General features: G+C 71.2%; 16 protein-coding genes. 13 read left to right on the top strand and 3 right to left on the bottom strand.

Annotated features, from left to right (window positions below; all coding sequences use genetic code 11):
• Positions 1-22: 22 nt before the first annotated feature.
• The 11 genes from DAI20_RS00690 to DAI20_RS00640 all read left to right on the top strand — a co-directional run bounded on the left by DAI20_RS00690 (position 23) and on the right by DAI20_RS00640 (position 11,343).
• A complete protein-coding gene (locus DAI20_RS00690; protein WP_108248674.1) occupies positions 23-832 on the top strand; it encodes a gamma-glutamyl-gamma-aminobutyrate hydrolase family protein in 810 nt (269 codons plus the stop codon).
• The gene (locus DAI20_RS00685) at positions 829-2,292 is read left to right on the top strand and encodes an aldehyde dehydrogenase family protein (RefSeq protein ID WP_108248673.1); all 1,464 of its coding nucleotides are present in this window, start codon (positions 829-831) and stop codon (positions 2,290-2,292) included. Before DAI20_RS00690 ends, DAI20_RS00685 begins: the two co-directional genes overlap by 4 nt.
• A gap of 11 nt (positions 2,293-2,303) precedes the next feature.
• The gene (locus DAI20_RS00680; RefSeq protein WP_108249654.1) at positions 2,304-3,077 is read left to right on the top strand and encodes a 3-oxoacyl-ACP reductase; all 774 of its coding nucleotides are present in this window, start codon (positions 2,304-2,306) and stop codon (positions 3,075-3,077) included.
• Positions 3,078-3,119: 42 nt separating this feature from the next.
• Positions 3,120-3,890, top strand: a complete 771-nt coding sequence (locus DAI20_RS00675) for a FadR/GntR family transcriptional regulator (RefSeq protein WP_108248672.1) — start codon at positions 3,120-3,122, stop codon at positions 3,888-3,890.
• Between the two features lie 167 nt (positions 3,891-4,057).
• The gene (locus DAI20_RS00670; protein ID WP_108248671.1) at positions 4,058-4,468 is read left to right on the top strand and encodes a pilus assembly protein CpaE; all 411 of its coding nucleotides are present in this window, start codon (positions 4,058-4,060) and stop codon (positions 4,466-4,468) included.
• 128 nt (positions 4,469-4,596) lie between these two features.
• A complete protein-coding gene (locus DAI20_RS00665) occupies positions 4,597-5,601 on the top strand; it encodes a LacI family DNA-binding transcriptional regulator (protein WP_108248670.1) in 1,005 nt (334 codons plus the stop codon).
• 194 nt (positions 5,602-5,795) lie between these two features.
• The gene (locus DAI20_RS00660) at positions 5,796-7,151 is read left to right on the top strand and encodes an extracellular solute-binding protein (RefSeq protein ID WP_108248669.1); all 1,356 of its coding nucleotides are present in this window, start codon (positions 5,796-5,798) and stop codon (positions 7,149-7,151) included.
• A gap of 67 nt (positions 7,152-7,218) precedes the next feature.
• Positions 7,219-8,124 (top strand): carbohydrate ABC transporter permease, encoded by a 906-nt coding sequence (locus DAI20_RS00655; RefSeq protein ID WP_108249653.1) that lies wholly within the window; start codon positions 7,219-7,221, stop codon positions 8,122-8,124.
• Positions 8,124-9,035, top strand: coding sequence for a carbohydrate ABC transporter permease (locus DAI20_RS00650; protein ID WP_108248668.1), 912 nt, complete (start codon positions 8,124-8,126; stop codon positions 9,033-9,035). The genes DAI20_RS00655 and DAI20_RS00650 overlap by 1 nt, the downstream gene beginning before the upstream one ends.
• An 81-nt stretch (positions 9,036-9,116) precedes the next feature.
• Entirely contained in the window at positions 9,117-10,658 is a 1,542-nt protein-coding gene (gene arfA / locus DAI20_RS00645) for an arabinosylfuranosidase ArfA (protein WP_108248667.1), read from the top strand.
• Positions 10,659-10,692: 34 nt separating this feature from the next.
• Positions 10,693-11,343, top strand: coding sequence for a hypothetical protein (locus DAI20_RS00640; RefSeq protein WP_108248666.1), 651 nt, complete (start codon positions 10,693-10,695; stop codon positions 11,341-11,343).
• A 16-nt stretch (positions 11,344-11,359) separates the two neighbouring features.
• On the opposite strand, the gene DAI20_RS00635 is transcribed toward DAI20_RS00640, so the two are convergent.
• The gene (locus tag DAI20_RS00635) at positions 11,360-12,322 is read right to left on the bottom strand and encodes a DUF4349 domain-containing protein (protein WP_108248665.1); all 963 of its coding nucleotides are present in this window, start codon (positions 12,320-12,322) and stop codon (positions 11,360-11,362) included.
• Between the two features lie 138 nt (positions 12,323-12,460).
• Between DAI20_RS00635 and DAI20_RS00630 the strand changes: the two genes are divergently transcribed.
• Both DAI20_RS00630 and DAI20_RS00625 read left to right on the top strand, forming a co-directional pair.
• The gene (locus tag DAI20_RS00630; protein WP_108248664.1) at positions 12,461-13,453 is read left to right on the top strand and encodes an aldo/keto reductase; all 993 of its coding nucleotides are present in this window, start codon (positions 12,461-12,463) and stop codon (positions 13,451-13,453) included.
• Positions 13,450-14,721 (top strand): MFS transporter, encoded by a 1,272-nt coding sequence (locus DAI20_RS00625; protein ID WP_159084860.1) that lies wholly within the window; start codon positions 13,450-13,452, stop codon positions 14,719-14,721. The genes DAI20_RS00630 and DAI20_RS00625 overlap by 4 nt, the downstream gene beginning before the upstream one ends.
• A 15-nt stretch (positions 14,722-14,736) precedes the next feature.
• Here the strand turns inward: DAI20_RS00625 and DAI20_RS00620 are convergent, their stop codons facing one another.
• Positions 14,737-15,570 carry an aldo/keto reductase gene (locus tag DAI20_RS00620; RefSeq protein WP_108248662.1) on the bottom strand — a complete coding sequence of 278 codons (834 nt, stop codon included), beginning with the start codon at positions 15,568-15,570 and terminating at the stop codon, positions 14,737-14,739.
• A gap of 72 nt (positions 15,571-15,642) precedes the next feature.
• Entirely contained in the window at positions 15,643-16,860 is a 1,218-nt protein-coding gene (locus DAI20_RS00615; RefSeq protein ID WP_108248661.1) for an MFS transporter, read from the bottom strand.
• Positions 16,861-16,900 lie beyond the last annotated feature (40 nt).

The raw sequence follows: 16,900 nt of genomic DNA, 5'->3' as shown, positions 1-16,900 counted from the left end.
CACGCTGTACGAGGGGGACGGAATGACGGACACGAGCACGAGCACGAGCACGAGCATCGGGACGCGCACGGACACGGCGGCGAGCGAGAGCACCGGGCGAGCGGGGACGCCCCCCGCCGCCACCGCGCCGATCGTCGGGATCACGACCTACCTCGAGCAGGCCCGCACCGGCGTCTGGGACGTGCGCTCCGCCGTCCTGCCCCAGGTCTACCTCGACTCCGTGACCACCGCCGGCGGGATCGCCGTGCTGCTTCCCCCGCAGGAGCCGACGCCCGAGGCGGTGGATCGCGTGCTCGAGGCGCTCGACGCCCTGGTCCTGAGCGGCGGCGCCGACGTGGATCCGGGCCTGTACGGGCAGGACAGGCACGAGCAGACGAGCGAGCCCAGGGTGGACCGCGACGCGTGGGAGCTCGCGCTGCTGCGCGGCGCCATCGAGCGCGACCTGCCTTTCCTCGCGATCTGCCGCGGGGCCCAGCTGCTGAACGTCGCGCTCGGCGGCACGCTCCATCAGCACCTCCCCGAGGTCGTGGGCACCGAGCGGTACCAGCCCGGCGGCGGCGTGTTCGGCGCGGTCGACGTCACCGTGACCGGACCGAGCCTCCTCGCGGACGTGCTCGGCGGCGAGGCGGCCGGCCTCACCGTGCAGTGCTACCACCACCAGGCGCTCGACCGCGTCGCGCGCGGGCTCACCGTGACCGCGACGACCGAGGACGGCGTGATCGAGGCCGTCGAGATGCCCGCCGCGCGGTTCGGCGTCGGCGTGCAGTGGCACCCGGAGGAGGACGCGGCGGACGGCCGGCTGTTCGCGGCGCTCGTGGCGGCGACCCGATGAGCGACGTCACGACCCTCATCAACCCCGCGGACGAGACCGTCCTCGGCACGGTTCCGCACTCCACCGTGGAGCAGGTCGACGAGGCCGTCGCCCGCGCGGCCGAGGCCCAGCGCGCCTGGTCGGCCCTCGCACCGGCCGAGCGAGCGGCGGCCCTGCGACGCTTCGCGTCCGCGGTGGAGGGAGCGATCGAGGAGCTCGCCGCGCTGGAGGTCGCCAACTCCGGGCATCCGATCGGGCAGGCCCGCTGGGAGGCGGGCCACGTGCGCGACGTGCTCACCTACTACGCGGCCGCGCCCGAGCGGATGATCGGCAAGCAGATCCCGGTCGCGGGCGGCATCGACGTGACGTTCCTCGAGCCCATCGGCGTGGTCGGCGTCATCGTCCCCTGGAACTTCCCCATGACCATCGCGAGCTGGGCGTTCGCGCCCGCGCTCGCCGCGGGCAACGCCGTCGTGCTGAAGCCCGCCGAGTGGACGCCCCTGACGGCCCTCCGGCTCGCGGAGCTCGGCCGCGAGGCCGGCCTGCCACCCGGACTGTTCCAGGTGCTGCCCGGCCGCGGCGACGTCGTCGGCGAGCGATTCGTGAGCCACCCGGGCATCGGCAAGATCGTCTTCACGGGCTCCACCGCCGTGGGCAAGCGCGTGATGGCCGGCTGCGCCGAGAACGTGAAGGCCGTGACGCTCGAGCTCGGCGGCAAGAGCGCGAACGTCGTGTTCGCGGACGCGGACCTCGAGCTCGCGGCGGCCACGGCACCCTACGCCGTGTTCGAGAACGCGGGCCAGGACTGCTGTGCGCGCAGCCGCATCCTCGTGCAGCGGAGCGCCCTCGACCGCTTCCTCGAGCTGCTGGAGCCGGCCGTGAAGGGCGTCCGCGTCGGCCACCCGGGCGACGCCGCGACCGAGATGGGGCCGCTCGTGGCGAAGGCGCACCTCGATCGGGTCAGCGCATACGTGCCGGACGATGCGCCCGTCGCGTTCCGCGGCAGCGCGCCGGACGGACCGGGATTCTGGTTCCCGCCGACGGTGCTCCTGCCCACCTCGCGATCGCACCGCACCGTGACCGACGAGATCTTCGGCCCCGTGGTCGCCGTGCTCCCCTTCGAGGACGAGGCGGACGCCATCGCGCTCGCCAACGCCGGTGACTACGGCCTCTCGGGGTCCATCTGGACGAGGGACCTCGGCCGCGCCTTCCGGGTGTCCCGCGGCATCGCGAGCGGCAACCTGTCGGTCAACTCGAACTCCTCGGTGCGCTACTCGACGCCGTTCGGCGGCTTCAAGCAGAGCGGTCTCGGGCGCGAGCTCGGCCCGGATGCGGCCGAGGCCTTCACCGAGACCAAGAACGTCTTCCTGAGCATCCCTGATGCCCCGGCCGACCTCCCGCCGGCGCAGCCGGCCGCCGTTCCGCCCGCCCAGCCCACCACCCCCGAGCCCATCGGCCCGGAGCAGGGAGCACGCCCGTGACCGTAGCAAGCATCGACCTCGCCCAGCGCCTCGCCGGCCGCGTCGCCGTCATCACCGGCGGCGGAAGCGGCATCGGGCTCGCGACGGCCCGGCGATTCGCCGCCGAGGGGGCCCGCGTGGTCATCGGCGACGTCGACCGCGCGGCGGGCGAGGCGGCCGCCGCCGAGGTCGACGGGCTCTTCGTCGCTGTCGACGTGACGGACGAGGCTCAGGTCGACGCCCTGTTCGACGCCGCGGCGGAGCGGTACGGCTCGGTCGACATCGCGTTCAACAACGCGGGCATCTCGCCGCCGGACGACGACTCCATCGAGACCACCGAGCTGCCCGCCTGGCAGAGGGTGCAGGACGTGAACCTGAAGTCCGTCTACCTGTGCTCGCGGGCGGCGCTCCGGCACATGGTGCCCGCGGGCCGCGGCTCCATCATCAACACGGCGTCCTTCGTGGCCGTGCTCGGCTCCGCCACCAGCCAGATCTCCTACACGGCGTCGAAGGGCGGCGTCCTCGCCATGAGCCGCGAGCTCGGCGTGCAGTTCGCCCGGCAGGGGATCCGGGTGAACGCCCTCTGCCCCGGACCGGTCGACACCCCGCTGCTGCAGGAGCTGTTCGCGGCCGACCAGGAGCGCGCCCAGCGGCGACTCGTGCACGTGCCCGTCGGGCGGTTCGCCAAGCCCGAGGAGCTCGCGGCCGCCGTCGCCTTCCTCGCGAGCGACGACGCGTCGTTCATCACCGGCTCGACCTTCCTCGTCGACGGCGGCATCAGCGCGGCCTACGTCACCCCGCTGTGACGGGACGACGCACAGTGAGCCGCCGACCGTGAGCGCGCGACCGTGACGGACGGCGCCCCGCCGGACCCGGCGGAGGCCGAGCGGCCGAGCATCGCGAGCGACGCGCTGCTGCGGCCGGTGCGCGCGGGCAACGCCTTCGAGGACACGGTCGGCCGGCTGCTGCAGACCATTCGGCTCGGCGTCGTCGCGCCGGGGGAGGCGCTGCCGCCGGAGCGGGATCTCGCGGTGCGGTTCGCCGTCAGCCGCGACACGGTGCGGGACGCCCTCCGCTCCCTCGCGGACGCCGGCTACGTCGTGTCGCGGCGCGGCCGGTACGGCGGCACCTTCGTCTGCGACGTCCTGCCGCCCGCCGGAGCGGGCTCCGCGGCCGGGGCGGCGGAGCCGTCGAGAGAGGTCTCCGCGGCCGAGCTCGACGACGTGCTCGGGCTGCGGGAGCTCCTCGAGACGGGCGCGGCCCGGGCCGCCGCCGCGCGGAGCCTCAGCGCGGCCGACCGCGAGGCGCTGTGGGACAGCCTGCGCGAGTGCCGGGGTGCGCCTCCCGAGGACTACCGGCGCCTGGACTCCCGGCTCCACCTCGCCGTCGGCGAGCTCGCGGGCATCCCCTCCCTCGTGCCGCTGCTGGCCGACAGCCGCACGCGCGTCAACGACTTCCTCGACCGCATCCCCCTGCTCGAACCCAACATCGCCCACTCCGACCAGCAGCACGAGGCGATCGTGCTCGCGATCCTCACCGGGGATCCCGATGGTGCCGCGGCCGCCGTGCGGGAGCACCTTGCGGGAACGGCCGCCCTGCTGCGCGGCTTCCTCGCCTGACCCCCGCCCCCGCTCCTCGACCGCGCACACCCGCGAGGTGCCCACTTCGGTCCCCATTTCGGCCCAGGAAGAGCAGAAGTGGGCACCTCACGGGGGAGGGAGAGCCGAAGGGGCACCGTGCCCCGAGGGCGGATGCCGAGCCAAGGTTCGCGGCGCATAATGACCGCATGATCTCCTCGGACCTCGCTTTCGCTCTCAACGCGTCCGGTCTGGCCTGGCGCCCGACCGCGGGCGACCGCTTCCTCATCCACCGGAACGACTTCGAGAGCGAGGTCTTCACGGTGAGCGACATGACCATCGAGGCGCACGAGTACTCGACCGGCACGGTCCTCGGCTTCAACGGCACGACCGAGTGGGCGCTGGACTCCGTGGCGCTGGAGGACTCGCTCTGGCTGCCCCGCGAGGACCAGCTGCGCGAGCTTATCGGCGACCGCTTCCGCTCGCTGCGCCGCACGGACGACGGGTTCGCCGTGGAGATCGACCAGCGCGGCGAGACGACGGTGTTCGCCGAGGCCGATCCCGCCGACGCGTACGCCCGGGCCCTGCTCGCGCTGATCAGCGCCTCGGCCCTGGCCTGACGCGCCGCCGGGAAGACGCGGCCCGCACGGTAGCCCGCACGCCTCCCGGCCGCCGCTCGTCCGCCGCTCCTCCCGCGCTCCGCAACAACGGGGGCTTCCCGGTGCGCCCCCTGCGCTAGATTGCTCGCATGCGAGCAACCGTCAAAGACGTCGCCCGGCGCGCCGGGGTGTCGCCCAAGACGGTCTCGAACGTGGTCAACGGGCTCGTTCCGGTGAGCCCCGCAACGCGGAAGCGGGTGGAGCTCGCCCTCCAGGAGCTCGAGTACGTCCCCAATCTCTCGGCCCGCGGGCTGCGGAACGGCCGCTCGGGCCTCATCGCCCTCGCGCTGCCGAAGCTCGAGACGGCCTACTCCGCCGAGATCGCCCACCACGTGGTCGAGTTCGCGCACGAGGCGGGCTGGAGCGTGCAGCTCGAGGAGACGGGCATGGAGCCGGTGCGCGAGCACGAGCTCTTCGTCAAGGCGCGGGCGCACCAGATCGACGGCCTCATCCTGAACCCGGTCGTGCTCGAGGCCAGCGCCCTGGAGCGCGGGGTCACCCTGCCACCGGTCGTGCTCATCGGGGAGGTCGAGCAGGAGATCGCCGATCGGGTCGCCGTGGACAGCGTCGCGGCGGCCCGGGACATGACGCGGTTCCTGATCGAGCGCGGACACCGGCAGATCGTCAGCGTCGGCGGGGGAGAGCGGTCGGTCTCGGCCGCCGGTCACCTGCGCGGCATCGGCTATCGCGAGGCCATGGCGGAGGCCGGCCTGCCGGCGCGGGAGATCGAGGAGGCAGACTGGGCCCCCGCGGCCGCCGCGCGAGTGGTCGGCGCCTACCTGGACTCGAACCCGCTGCCCGATGCGTTCTTCTGCTTCACGGACGGCATGGCCATGGGTGCGCTCAGCGCGATCACGGCCCGCGGGCACCGGGTGCCGCAGGATGTCGCGCTCGCCGGATTCGACGACATCGACGCCGCGCAGTTCCTCGGACCGGGGCTCACGACCGTCTCGTTCGACAAGCGCGAGTTCGCCGGGCGGGCGTTCACCATGCTCGTGGAGCGCATGCAGGACCGCGACCTCGAGCCCCGCCTGGTCGTCGTCGGACACCGGATCGTGGAGCGCGGCACCACCCGCGTGGCCGTGCGCACATAACGGACCGGACACGCATTCGCGCGCGCCTATCGCCGTTTGGCGACCGTGGGAGCAGAATGCGACCACAGAGCCACCCGAACTCGGCTCGCCTCCCGTATTGCCAAACTGCTTTACAACGATGTAATTTGAACGACACGCGACGCCCGCCCGGGGCTCGCGCCACAGTACAGCGACGCGTCTCAAAGGAGTGACGGGTGAAACACACGAACTCAGCGTTCGAAAAGTCCACCACCGGTTTGTCTCGACGAACGGTTCTGACGGGAGGAGCCGCCCTGCTGGGTGGCGTCCTGCTCCCGTCCACCCTGTCCGGCTGCTCGGCCATCGCGGCCGGCGCAGTCGAGCAGCTGAAGTTCTGGCACCTCCTCAGCGGTGGTGACGGAATCAAGATGAACGCCCTCGTCCAGCAGGCGAACGACGAGTTCTCCGACGAGTTCCACGCGACTCAGACGGTGCTCACCTGGGGAACGCCCTACTACACCAAGCTCGCGATGGCGTCTGTCGGCGGTCGTGCCCCGGAGCTCGCGGTCATGCACGCCACGCGCGTCGCCGGCTACGCGCCCGGCGGACTGCTCGACGAGTGGGACCTCGACATCCTGGCCGAGGAGGGCGTCACCGAGGAGACGTTCCTGCCCCGCGTGTGGGAGAAGGGCGTGATGGACGGGAAGCTGTACTCCATCGCCCTCGACACGCACCCGTTCATCATGATGTTCAACACCGAGCACGCGGAGGCCGCCGGGCTCCTCGACGGCAGCGGCAGGCTGCCGGCGATGTCCTCGCCCGACGAGTTCCTCGAGGTTGCGCGCGCCATGCAGGGCGTGACCGGGGTGCACGGCCTGTCCTACGGCTTCCTGAACGACGGTGCCCAGATGTGGCGCCTCTTCTACACGCTGTACGCACAGCACGGCGCCGAGATGAAGCTCGAGGTCGGCAGCGAGGTCGAGTACGACATGGACGCGGCGGTCGACTCGCTCACGTTCATCCAGCAGCTGCTCGACGGCACGATCGCGGCCCAGACCGGCGACTACGGCACGGCCGTCAGCGAGTTCGTGAGCGGCGACAGCGGTCTCTTCTTCACCGGCGTCTGGGAGCTCCCGACCATGGTGAACGCGGAGCTGCCCGTCGACGCGCAGGTCATCCCGACCATGTACGGCACGCCGGCCACCTACGCCGACTCGCACGCGTTCGTCCTTCCGCACCAGAACAACCCGGACGAGGCGAAGCGGCGCGACACCTACCGCTTCGTCGCGAGCATCCTGAAGAACTCGATCAGCTGGGCCGAGGCGGGCCACATCCCCGCCTACCAGCCGATCGTGGAGAGCCCGGCGTACGGCGAGCTCGTCCCGCAGATCCACTACGCCGAGGCGGCCCAGCAGGTCGTGTTCGACCCCGCGGCGTGGTTCAGCGGATCCGGCTCGGACTTCCAGGCCTACTTCGCGGAGAACGTGCAGAACGTGTTCCTGGGTCGCGAGGACCCGCAGAAGGGCATGGAGGGCTTCGCCCGACGCCTGAACATCATGCTCAACCGGCCCAACCCGCTCGAGTCCGCGTAGTACGCGACGAAACTGACGAAGGAGTCGATTCGTGACGACAACACCTCAACTCAACCGGGCTCAGGGCATAGGCCCTAGCGCCCTCAACAGGCGGGACGGCCGGGTACCCAACTCGGCGCGCCGCAGGGACACGCTGCACGGCTGGGCCTTCGCCGCCCCGTTCGTGATCGCGTTCCTGCTGTTCCTGGTCTGGCCCATCATCTACGGGTTCTACCTGAGCCTCACGGGCCAGTCGATCACCGGCGCGAACAGCGAGCTGATCGGCTTCGAGAACTACGGCGAGGCCTTCCGCGACGCCGACGTCTGGCGCTCGCTCGGCAACACGCTCTGGTTCACGGTGCTCAGCACCGTTCCGCTGGTGCTGGTGGCGCTCATCCTCGCGCTGCTCGTGAACCTGGGCCTGCCGGGGCAGTGGCTCTGGCGCCTGGCGTTCTTCGCCCCGTTCCTGCTCGCGTCCACGGTCGTGTCGCTGTTCTGGATCTGGATGTACAACCCGCAACTGGGTCTCGTGAACTCGATCCTCGGCGGCCAGACGGCCTGGCTCACCGACTCCAACACGGCGATGATCTCCGTGGTCATCACCACGGTGTGGTGGACGGTCGGCTTCAACTTCCTGCTCTACCTCGCCGCCCTGCAGAACATCCCCGAGCAGCAGTACGAGGCCGCGTCGCTCGACGGCGCGGGCAAGTGGCGCCAGCTGTTCTCGATCACGATCCCGCAGCTCGCGCCGACCACGCTGGTCATCGTGATCCTGCAGATCCTGGCCTCGCTCAAGGTGTTCGACCAGATCTACATCATGACCGGCGGCGGACCCGGCGGTGCCACCCGGCCCATCGTCCAGTACATCTACGAGACCGGCTTCACCGCGTACCGACTCGGTTACGCGTCCGCCGTTGCGTACGTGTTCTTCGCCATCATCGTCATCGCGTCCGTCGCCCAGATGGTCATCACGTCTCGAAGGGGAGCAAAGTAATGACTACGACCGAAGTTCTGAATCGTACTGAAGCCTCCACCGACCGACGTGTGCCGAGCGCCCGGCAGGGTCGCGACAAGCGCAAGCCGCTGCGGCCGTCGAGCATCATCGCGTTCGTCATCCTCGCGATCCTCGCGATCCTGTGGCTCCTGCCGTTCGCCTGGGCGATCGTCACCTCGCTGAAGAGCGAGGCCGACGCCGGCGCGACGCCCGTCACCTGGATCCCGGAGGGCGGCTTCACGCTCGACGCGTACACGTCGGTGCTCTCCGAGGGGAACATCCCGCAGTGGGCGTTCAACAGCGTGTTCACCTCGGTCGTCATCACGGCGGTCTCGGTGGCCATCTCCGCGCTTGCGGCGTACGCGTTCTCGCGGATCAACTTCGCGGGCAAGAAGTGGCTGTTCTACCTGACCATCGCGTCGATCATCGTGCCGCCGCAGATGCTGATCGTGCCGCTCTTCTACCAGATGCTCGCGTTTGACATGGTGGACACCTACGCGGGAATCATCCTGCCGCAGCTCATCCACCCGGCGATCGTGTTCATCCTGAAGCAGTTCTTCGACCAGGTGCCGATCGAGCTGGAGGAGGCGGCCCGCGTCGACGGTGCGAGCCGGATGCGCGTGTTCCTGCAGATCGTCATGCCGCTCTCGAGGCCGATCCTCGCCGCCGTGTCGATCTTCGTGTTCGTCGGCGCATGGAACAACTTCCTCTGGCCGTTCATCGTCACGAACGACGCCTCGCTGATGACCCTCCCCGTCGGCCTGCAGACCGTGCAGAGCGCGTTCGGTGTGCAGTACGCGCAGGACATGGCAAGCGCCGTGCTTGCCGCACTGCCCCTGATCGTGGTCTTCCTGTTCTTCCAGCGGCAGATCATCAAGGGCTTCGCGACCACCGGCTTCGGCGGACAGTAAGCCAGCACGGCGAAGGCGGGCCCCACGGGGCCCGCCTTCGTTCGTTTCCTCCCTCACCCCCAAGCAAAGGAGAACAGCTTCATGACGCGTGCGCGCATCACCATCGACCGCGACTTCACCATCGGCGAGGTTCCCCGCCGCATCTTCGGCTCGTTCGTCGAGCACATGGGCCGCTGCGTGTACACCGGCATCTACGAGCCGGGACACGAGACGGCCACCGAGGACGGGTTCCGCCAGGACGTGCTGGACCTCACCAAGGAGATGGGCGTCTCCGTCGTGCGCTACCCCGGCGGCAACTTCGTCTCCGGCTACAACTGGGAGGACGGCGTCGGGCCGGTCGACCAGCGCCCGCGACGCCTCGACGGCGCCTGGCACACGCTGGAGACGAACGAGTTCGGCCTGCACGAGTTCGCGAAGTGGTCGAAGCTCGCCGACGTCGAGATCATGGAGGCGATCAACCTCGGCACCCGCGGCGTCGACGCGGCACGCGAGCTGGTCGAGTACGCGAACCACCCCGGCGGCACCTACCTGTCGGACCTGCGGCGCAAAAACGGCGCGGAGGAGCCGTTCGACATCAAGCTGTGGTGTCTCGGCAACGAGCTCGACGGGCCGTGGCAGATCGGGCACAAGACGCCGGACGAGTACGGCCGCCTCGCCATGGAGGCCGCGAAGGCCATGCGCTACGTCGACCCGAGTATCGAGCTCGTCGCGGTGGGTAGCTCGAACTCGCGCATGCCCACGTTCGGCGAGTGGGAGTACTCCGTTCTGACCCACGCGTATGACGAGGTCGACTACATGTCGATGCACGCCTACTACTACGAGCAGGACGGCGACGCGAAGAGCTTCCTCGCCAGCGCCGTGGACATGGACTACTTCATCGAGTCCGTCGTGGCCACGGCGGATGCGGTGCGGGCGCGGGGCAAGCACAAGAAGTTCATCGACCTCTCCTTCGACGAGTGGAACGTCTGGTACCAGCGTGGCCTCGACGGCGAGGACCAGCCGCACAACATCACGAAGTCGGGTGTCTGGCGCGAACACCCGCGGGTGATCGAGGACGAGTACAACGTGACGGACGCGGTCGTGGTGGGCACCCTGCTCAACTCGCTGCTCCGCCACGGCGACCGGGTGAAGATCGCGAACCAGGCGCAGCTCGTGAACGTCATCGCCCCGATCCGCAGCGAGGAGAACGGGCCGGCCTGGCGGCAGAGCATCTTCTGGCCGTTCGCCCGGATGGCGGAGCTGGCCAAGGGCCAGATCCTGCGCACGAGCACCGTCTCGGACCGCGTCGACACCGCGCAGTTCGGTGACGCGGACCTCGTGGACGTCAGCGCGACCTGGGACGAGGAGAACGGCCGCGCGGCCTTCTTCCTCGCCAACCGTGGCCTCGACGACTCGGCCGAGGTCGAGGTGGCGCTCCGCGGTTTCGCCGCGTCGAAGGTCACCCGGGCGGAGGTGCTCGTCGCCCCCGAGGGCAAGGACCGCTTCGCCACGAACAACCTCGACACCGGCGAGCAGGTGGGCCTGAAGCCCCTGGAGAACGTGCAGATCGATGGCGGACGCATGACGCTCACGCTGCCGCCGCTGTCCTGGGCCGTGATCGAGGTGGCGGTCACCGCCTCCTAGTCGAGGAGCGTCCGAGCGCCTTCGAGGAGGCATCATGGCGACCAGAGGGCCGGCCGGACACGGCGGTTCCGCGGGATCGGCCGGGTCGGGCGGGGCGTACGATCCCCGCTACGACCCGGCCTTCCAGCGCGGCTTCGACGGCAGCGGCCGGGATGCCGGTAGCCGCCCGACGCGGCTGCCCCTGCGGGGCGCCGCGGATTCCGGATCCGAGACCGCAGAGCAGAGCGCGGGAACGAACGTGGACTCGGGCAGCCGGTCCGCGGGGTCGGGGCAGTCCTCGTGGTTCGTCGGCGGCGGGTCCGTGAGCGCGGAGGTCGACCCGGTTGCGGGCGTTCCGGGCTCCGGCGCCGGGACGCGCTCCGCGGCGGGCGTCGCGGCCTCGGGGGAAGCCGGTGATCCCGAGGCGGAGGAGCGCGCCGCCGCGATGCGCGCGCACGCCCACCGCATGTGGACCGCGTACACCGTGGGACTCAGCGCCCTGTCGGCAGCCTGCATGGCGTTCGGCGTCGTGCTGGTGACGCGGGCGTACGGCGTGTTCAACTCGACGAGCGTCGACTCCCGCGACGACATCTACTGGGCGCAGCTGGGCGGGCAGTTCGGCCCGTGGGTGTTCGTGGTCGGGCTGGCGACCGGCATCGGCGTGCTCTTCCTGCACGCCGCGCGCTGGCGGCCGCCGCAGGAGTGAGCCGGGGCCGGCTGGGCTAGGCCGCATCCCCGCCGGCGGGCGGCGCCGCGGGCTCGGCGGTCGCACGGCGCCGCTCCGGCGAGCGACGCCGAATCAGTCGCAGCACGAGGAACAGCAGCGCCCCGACGGCGGAGAGGAATACCAGCCAGGGCAGGGCGACGCCGATGCCGACCGCGGCCACCCCGAGCGCGGCGAGGAGTCCGGAGAAGCCCGTGACGACACCCGCCCAGAAGTCGTCGGGTTCGGGGTCCGGCGCGATGCCGGCCGACAGCAGCTGCACGGTGACCGTGGTGAGGGCCACGGCGTCCGCGAGCGAGTCCCGCTCCGACTGCAGGCTCTCGAGCTCGGTCTGCCGCTCCGCGAGTGCGCCCTCGACCTTGAGCAGGGCATCGGTGTCCGCAGACGTTGTCAGCAGGCCGAGCAGGCGGTCGACCGACGTCTGCAGCCCGCGGATGCGCGCCTCGAGGTCCTGGGTGCGCGACGTGACGTCCATCGCCGTGAGGTTCACGCTCTCCACGCGGCCGAGGTCCTTGAGGTCCTCGAGCGCCGCGGAGAACGCGGCAGACGGCACGCGGACCGTGAGCGTCGCTCGGCCGCGGTCCGACGGGGTGGGCGCCTGCTCGACGCGGGCCTCGATCCGCCCGCCCGCGGACTCGACGAGGTCCGCCGCCTCCTCGGCCGCGGCGGCGGGGTTGCGGACCGTGATGGTGATGGTCCCGGTCGTCACGACGTCGCGGTCCACGCCGTCCTCCGCCGACCCCCCGCCGCCGGACCCGTCGGGAGCCGCGCCGGGGGCGGCACCGGGCACGCCGCCGGACTCGCCGCCGGCCGTGTCCCCGCCGGCGGTGCTGCCGTCGGTCGCGGGGACCGGGACCCCGATGTCGGGGGAGGACTCCGACGTCCCGGATCCCGCCGTGCAGCCGGCGAGGGACACCGCGAGCACGGCGGCGAGGGCGAGGGCGCGAAGTCGGCGGGTCATGAGGCCATGCAACCGCCCGCGCGCATGCCCGGTCCAGGGTTCGGGCGGCTTCGTGACGGGCCTGTTGCACCCCGGAATCGTTGGGGCGGCCGGGCAACGATGGTGCCTCGAATCGCGAGGATGCGTAGGGTCGGACGCATGGACAATCGCACACTCGGCCGCACCGGCAGAACCGTTTCCGTCATCGGCCTGGGCACCTGGCAGCTCGGCGCCGACTGGGGAGAGGTGGACCCCGCGGATGCGCGGGCCGTGCTCGACGCGTCGGTGGATGCCGGCGTCACCTTCTTCGACACCGCGGACGTCTACGGCGACGGCCGGAGCGAGCGCTTCATCGGCGAATACCTCGCCTCCAACCCGGGGCACGGCATCACCGTCGCGACCAAGATGGGCCGCCGCGAGGAGCAGGACCCGGCCAACTTCACGCTGGAGAAGTTCCGCGCCTGGACCGACCGATCGCGCGAGAACCTCGGCGTCGACCGGCTCGACCTCGTGCAGCTGCACTGCCCGCCCACGCCCGTGTACTCGAGCGACGCCGTCTACGACGCGCTGGACACTCTCGTGCAGGAGGGCGCGATCGCGAACTACGGCGTGAGCGTCGAGACCACAGACGAGGCGCTCGCCGCGATCGCCCGGCCCGGGACCGCGAGCGTGCAGATCATCCTCAACGCGTTCCGGCTCAAGCCGCTCGACGCCGTGCTTCCGGCCGCCCGCGAGGCGGGGGTGGGGATCATCGCCCGCGTGCCGCTGGCGTCCGGGCTGCTCAGTGGCAAGTACACGGCCGAGACGACGTTCGCCGAGAACGACCACCGCACCTACAACCGCGACGGCAGTGCCTTCGACGTCGGCGAGACCTTCTCCGGCGTCGACTTCGAGCAGGGCGTGACCGCGGCCCAGGAGTTCGCCCGGGCGGCCAAGGAGGCCAACCCGGAGCTCAGCCCGGCGCAGGCTGCGCTCGCCTGGATCGCGCAGCTCGACGGCGTCTCCACCGTCATCCCGGGCGCCCGCAACGTCGACCAGGCCCGCTCGAACGCGGTCGCCGGGTCGGTGCCGCCGCTCGGCGAGACCTTCGACGCCGCCGTGCGCGACATCTACGACCGCTACTTCCGCGCCGCCATCCACGGCCGCTGGTGAGCACAGGCCCGGGCGATCGCGGCACGCCGCGGTCGCTCGGGCCTGCGTTCGCCAACCTCTTCACGGCGAACCTCGCCTCCAGCCTGGGGGACGGGATCGCCCGCACCGCGATGCCGCTGCTCGCGGCGCGGCTCACCCACGACCCCCTCGCGATCGCGATCCTGTCGGCGATGGCGCTGCTGCCCTGGCTGCTCTTCGCCATCCCGGCCGGGATCATCGTCGACGCCGTCGACCGGCGGCGGGCGCTAGCCGTGGCCGACGGCGTGCGCGCGCTCCTCGCGCTCGCCCTCTGCGCGCTGACCGCGACGGGCTCGCTCACGATCGGCTGGCTCTTCACGGTGATCTTCGTCTACGGGACGCTCGAGACCGTCTACGACGGCGCCGCCCGCGCGGTCGTGCCCAGCGTGGTGGCGAAGGCCAACCTTCCGCGGGCCAACTCCCGCATCGAGGCGGGCGAGCTCGTGGTGCAGACGTTCCTCTCCGGCCCGTTCACGTCCGTGCTGTTCGCGGTGTCCGTGCTCATTCCGCTCGGGGTCAACGCCGCCGCGTTCGCCCTCGCCGCCGTGCTGGCCGTGCTGCTGCCGCGGGTCGCATCCGGACGGCAGTTCGCCCGCCCGGCGAGCGAGGAGAAGGTGCCGTGGCGGCGGCAGTTCCTGGACGGGCTGCGCTTCATCTGGGCGAACCGGATGCTCCGCACGCTGTGGCTGTTCAGCACGTTCACCGGCTTCTGGATCTCGGCGGCGACGGCGACGCTCGTGCTGTTCGCTCTCGACCGGCTCGCCGTACCCGAGGCGCTGTTCGGCGTGTTCATGCTCACCGGCGCCGTCGGCGGCCTCCTCGGCACCGCCGTGACGGCGCCCCTGGCCAAGCGCCTCGGAGCCGGACGCGCGATCGCGCTCGGCAACGTCCTGCTGCTGGCCGGACTGCTCGTCATGGGCCTGGTCCCGAACGTGTGGGTGGCCAGTGCCATGTGGGTGATCGTGACGATCGGGGTGACGGTCTGGAACGTCCTCGTGATGTCGCTGCGCCAGGCCGTCATCCCGGGCCGGCTGCTCGGGCGGGTGCACGGCACCTGGCGCACGCTGCTCTGGGGCGGGATGCCGCTCGGCTACGTGGTCGGCGGCCTGCTCGCGCGCATCGACCTCAGTGTCCCGTTCGTGCTCGGCGGTGCCATCGGGCTTCTCGCGACGGTGCCGCTGTGGCGGTTCCTCGTGAGCCTGCCGGATCCTGAGGACGTGGACAACGGGGACGAGGCCGTCGCGGCCTGAGGGCGGGGCGCCGGCTCAGCCGTGGGCGTCGGGGTGCAGTCCCGTGCGCTCCCCGGACTCGAGACCGGCGATCGCCGCCAGATCGTCCGCGTCGAGCGAGAAGCCGAACACGTCGAGGTTCTCGCGGATGCGCTCGGGGGTGACCGACTTCGGAATCACGACGTTGCCGAGCTCGAGGTGCCAGCGCAGCACGACCTGTGCGGGGGTCCTGCCGTGCTTGGCGGCCAGCTCATCGAGCACCAGATTGCCGAGGATCTGGCCGCGGGCGAGCGGCGACCACGCCTCGGTCACGATGCCGTGCGCCGCGTCGTAGGCGCGCAGCTCCGTCTGCGGCAGCCACGGGTGCAGCTCCACCTGGTTCACGGCCGGGGTCACGCCCGACTCGGCGAGCAGCCGGTCGAGGTGGTGGGGCTCGAAGTTCGACACGCCGATGGACGTGGCCCGGCCGTCCGCCGCGATGCGCTCGAGCGCGCGCCAGGTCTCGACGTAGCGATCCTGCTTCGGCGCCGGCCAGTGGATGAGGTAGAGGTCCACGCGATCGAGGTCGAGCAGGCCGAGGCTCTCGTCGAACGCCCGCAGGGTCTCGTCGTAGCCGTGGCGATCGTTCCAGACCTTGGTGGTGATGAAGAGCTCGTCGCGGGGAATGCCGGCCTGCCGGATGCCCTCGCCCACCCCGGCCTCGTTCCGGTAGAGCGCCGCGGTGTCGACGTGCCGGTAGCCCGCCTCGAGCGCGACCCGGACCGTGTCCGCCGTCCGGTCGTCCGCGACCTTGTACACGCCGAGGCCGAGCTGGGGAATGGTGCGGCCGTCGTTGAGCGCGACGACCGGCGAGAGGGGGAGGGGAGGCATCCCTCGATTATGCGCGGCGCGGCCCGTTCCGGTGTGGAACGCGGCACGTTCCAGCGCAGAGCGCGGCAGGGGTCAGGTGATGACCGGCACGGGCTCCGTGTCGGGGATCGGGCCCGCCTCACGTCCGCGGAGGTCCGGGGAGTGCCTGCGGAACGTGGCCGGGATCAGGACCCCGAACACCAGGATGGCCGCCGCGCCGAGGAAGGCGCCCTGGGGCCCGATCCCGTCGATGAGGAAGCCGGCGCCCGCCGAGCCGAGGGCCGCGCCGATGAGCTGCCCCGTTCCGATCCAGCCGTAGGCCTCGGCGGTGTCGCTGAACTTCACGGTCGACGAGACGACCGCGAACAGCACGGCGAGGGCGGGCGCGATGCCGACGCCGGCGACGAACAGGAACACGCTGAGCCACCAGAAGTTCATCCACAGCGCCGCGAGGGCGGTACCCACGAACACGATGAAGATGCGGCGGGCCATCGCCCACGGCCCGATCGGGATGTGCCCGAGCGCGAGACCGCCCACGAGGGATCCGATCGCGAACATCGCGAGCACGATGCCCGCCTCCGCCCCGTCGTGCCCGTAGACGGCGACGACGCCGGCCTCGATGGCGGCGCAGGCCGCAATGAGGAGGAAGCCGACCACGGTGCTGAGCAGCACCGACGGGCGGCGCAGGACGACGCCGAACTTGCGCTTGCTGCGCGGGATGCGCACGAGCCCGAGCTCCGGGGAGGAGATGAACCACAGGCCGCCGCCGACCATGAAGGCCGCGGCGACGAGGATGCCCGCGGTCGTGCTCACCTGGATGGCGAGGAACGTGGCGATGACGGGGCCGAAGACCCAGATGATCTCCTGGGCGGACGCGTCGAGGGAGAACAGCGGCGTGAGCTGCTTCGAGTTGACCATCTTGGGGTAGATGGTGCGCACAGCGGGCTGGACGGGCGGGTTCGCGAGCCCCGCGAGCAGCCCGAACGCCATGTAGATGGGCACGGGGGTCGGCTCGGGGGTGTCGAGCAGCGCGATCACCACGACCGCGATGGTGCACACCGCGGTCGTCAGCGCGAGGACGGGGCGCATCCCCCAGCGGCCCATCCAGCGGCTGGTGAGGGGGCCCGCGACGGCCTGGCCGATGCTGGTCGCCGCGAGCACGAGGCCGGCTGCGCCGTAGGAGCCGTGGATGCGCTCGACGTGCATCAGGAAGGCGAGGGACAGCATGCCGCCGGGGAAGCGGGCGAGGAGCTGGGCCGAGATGATGCGGGCGACTCCACGGGTCTTCAGAAGGTCCGAGTAGCTGCTCACAAGAGATCAATGGTATCAAGCGCGAACGGGGGCACCGGGA

Origin of the sequence: Planctomonas deserti, assembly GCF_003067705.1 — a bacterium.
Taxonomy (GTDB): Bacteria; Actinomycetota; Actinomycetes; order Actinomycetales; family Microbacteriaceae; genus Planctomonas; species Planctomonas deserti.
This window is presented reverse-complemented; position numbering and strand designations above follow the sequence as displayed.

What these genes read in the sequence shown, in the direction of transcription:
- DAI20_RS00690 (WP_108248674.1), top strand. Translation starts at nt 23, where the DNA reads ATGACGGACACGAGCACGAGCACGAGCACGAGCATCGGGACGCGCACG.
- DAI20_RS00685 (WP_108248673.1), top strand. Translation starts at nt 829, where the DNA reads ATGAGCGACGTCACGACCCTCATCAACCCCGCGGACGAGACCGTCCTC.
- DAI20_RS00670 (WP_108248671.1), top strand. Translation starts at nt 4,058, where the DNA reads ATGATCTCCTCGGACCTCGCTTTCGCTCTCAACGCGTCCGGTCTGGCC.
- DAI20_RS00665 (WP_108248670.1), top strand. Translation starts at nt 4,597, where the DNA reads ATGCGAGCAACCGTCAAAGACGTCGCCCGGCGCGCCGGGGTGTCGCCC.
- DAI20_RS00650 (WP_108248668.1), top strand. Translation starts at nt 8,124, where the DNA reads ATGACTACGACCGAAGTTCTGAATCGTACTGAAGCCTCCACCGACCGA.
- arfA (WP_108248667.1), top strand. Translation starts at nt 9,117, where the DNA reads ATGACGCGTGCGCGCATCACCATCGACCGCGACTTCACCATCGGCGAG.
- DAI20_RS00640 (WP_108248666.1), top strand. Translation starts at nt 10,693, where the DNA reads ATGGCGACCAGAGGGCCGGCCGGACACGGCGGTTCCGCGGGATCGGCC.
- DAI20_RS00635 (WP_108248665.1), bottom strand. Translation starts at nt 12,322, where the DNA reads ATGACCCGCCGACTTCGCGCCCTCGCCCTCGCCGCCGTGCTCGCGGTG.
- DAI20_RS00630 (WP_108248664.1), top strand. Translation starts at nt 12,461, where the DNA reads ATGGACAATCGCACACTCGGCCGCACCGGCAGAACCGTTTCCGTCATC.
- DAI20_RS00620 (WP_108248662.1), bottom strand. Translation starts at nt 15,570, where the DNA reads ATGCCTCCCCTCCCCCTCTCGCCGGTCGTCGCGCTCAACGACGGCCGC.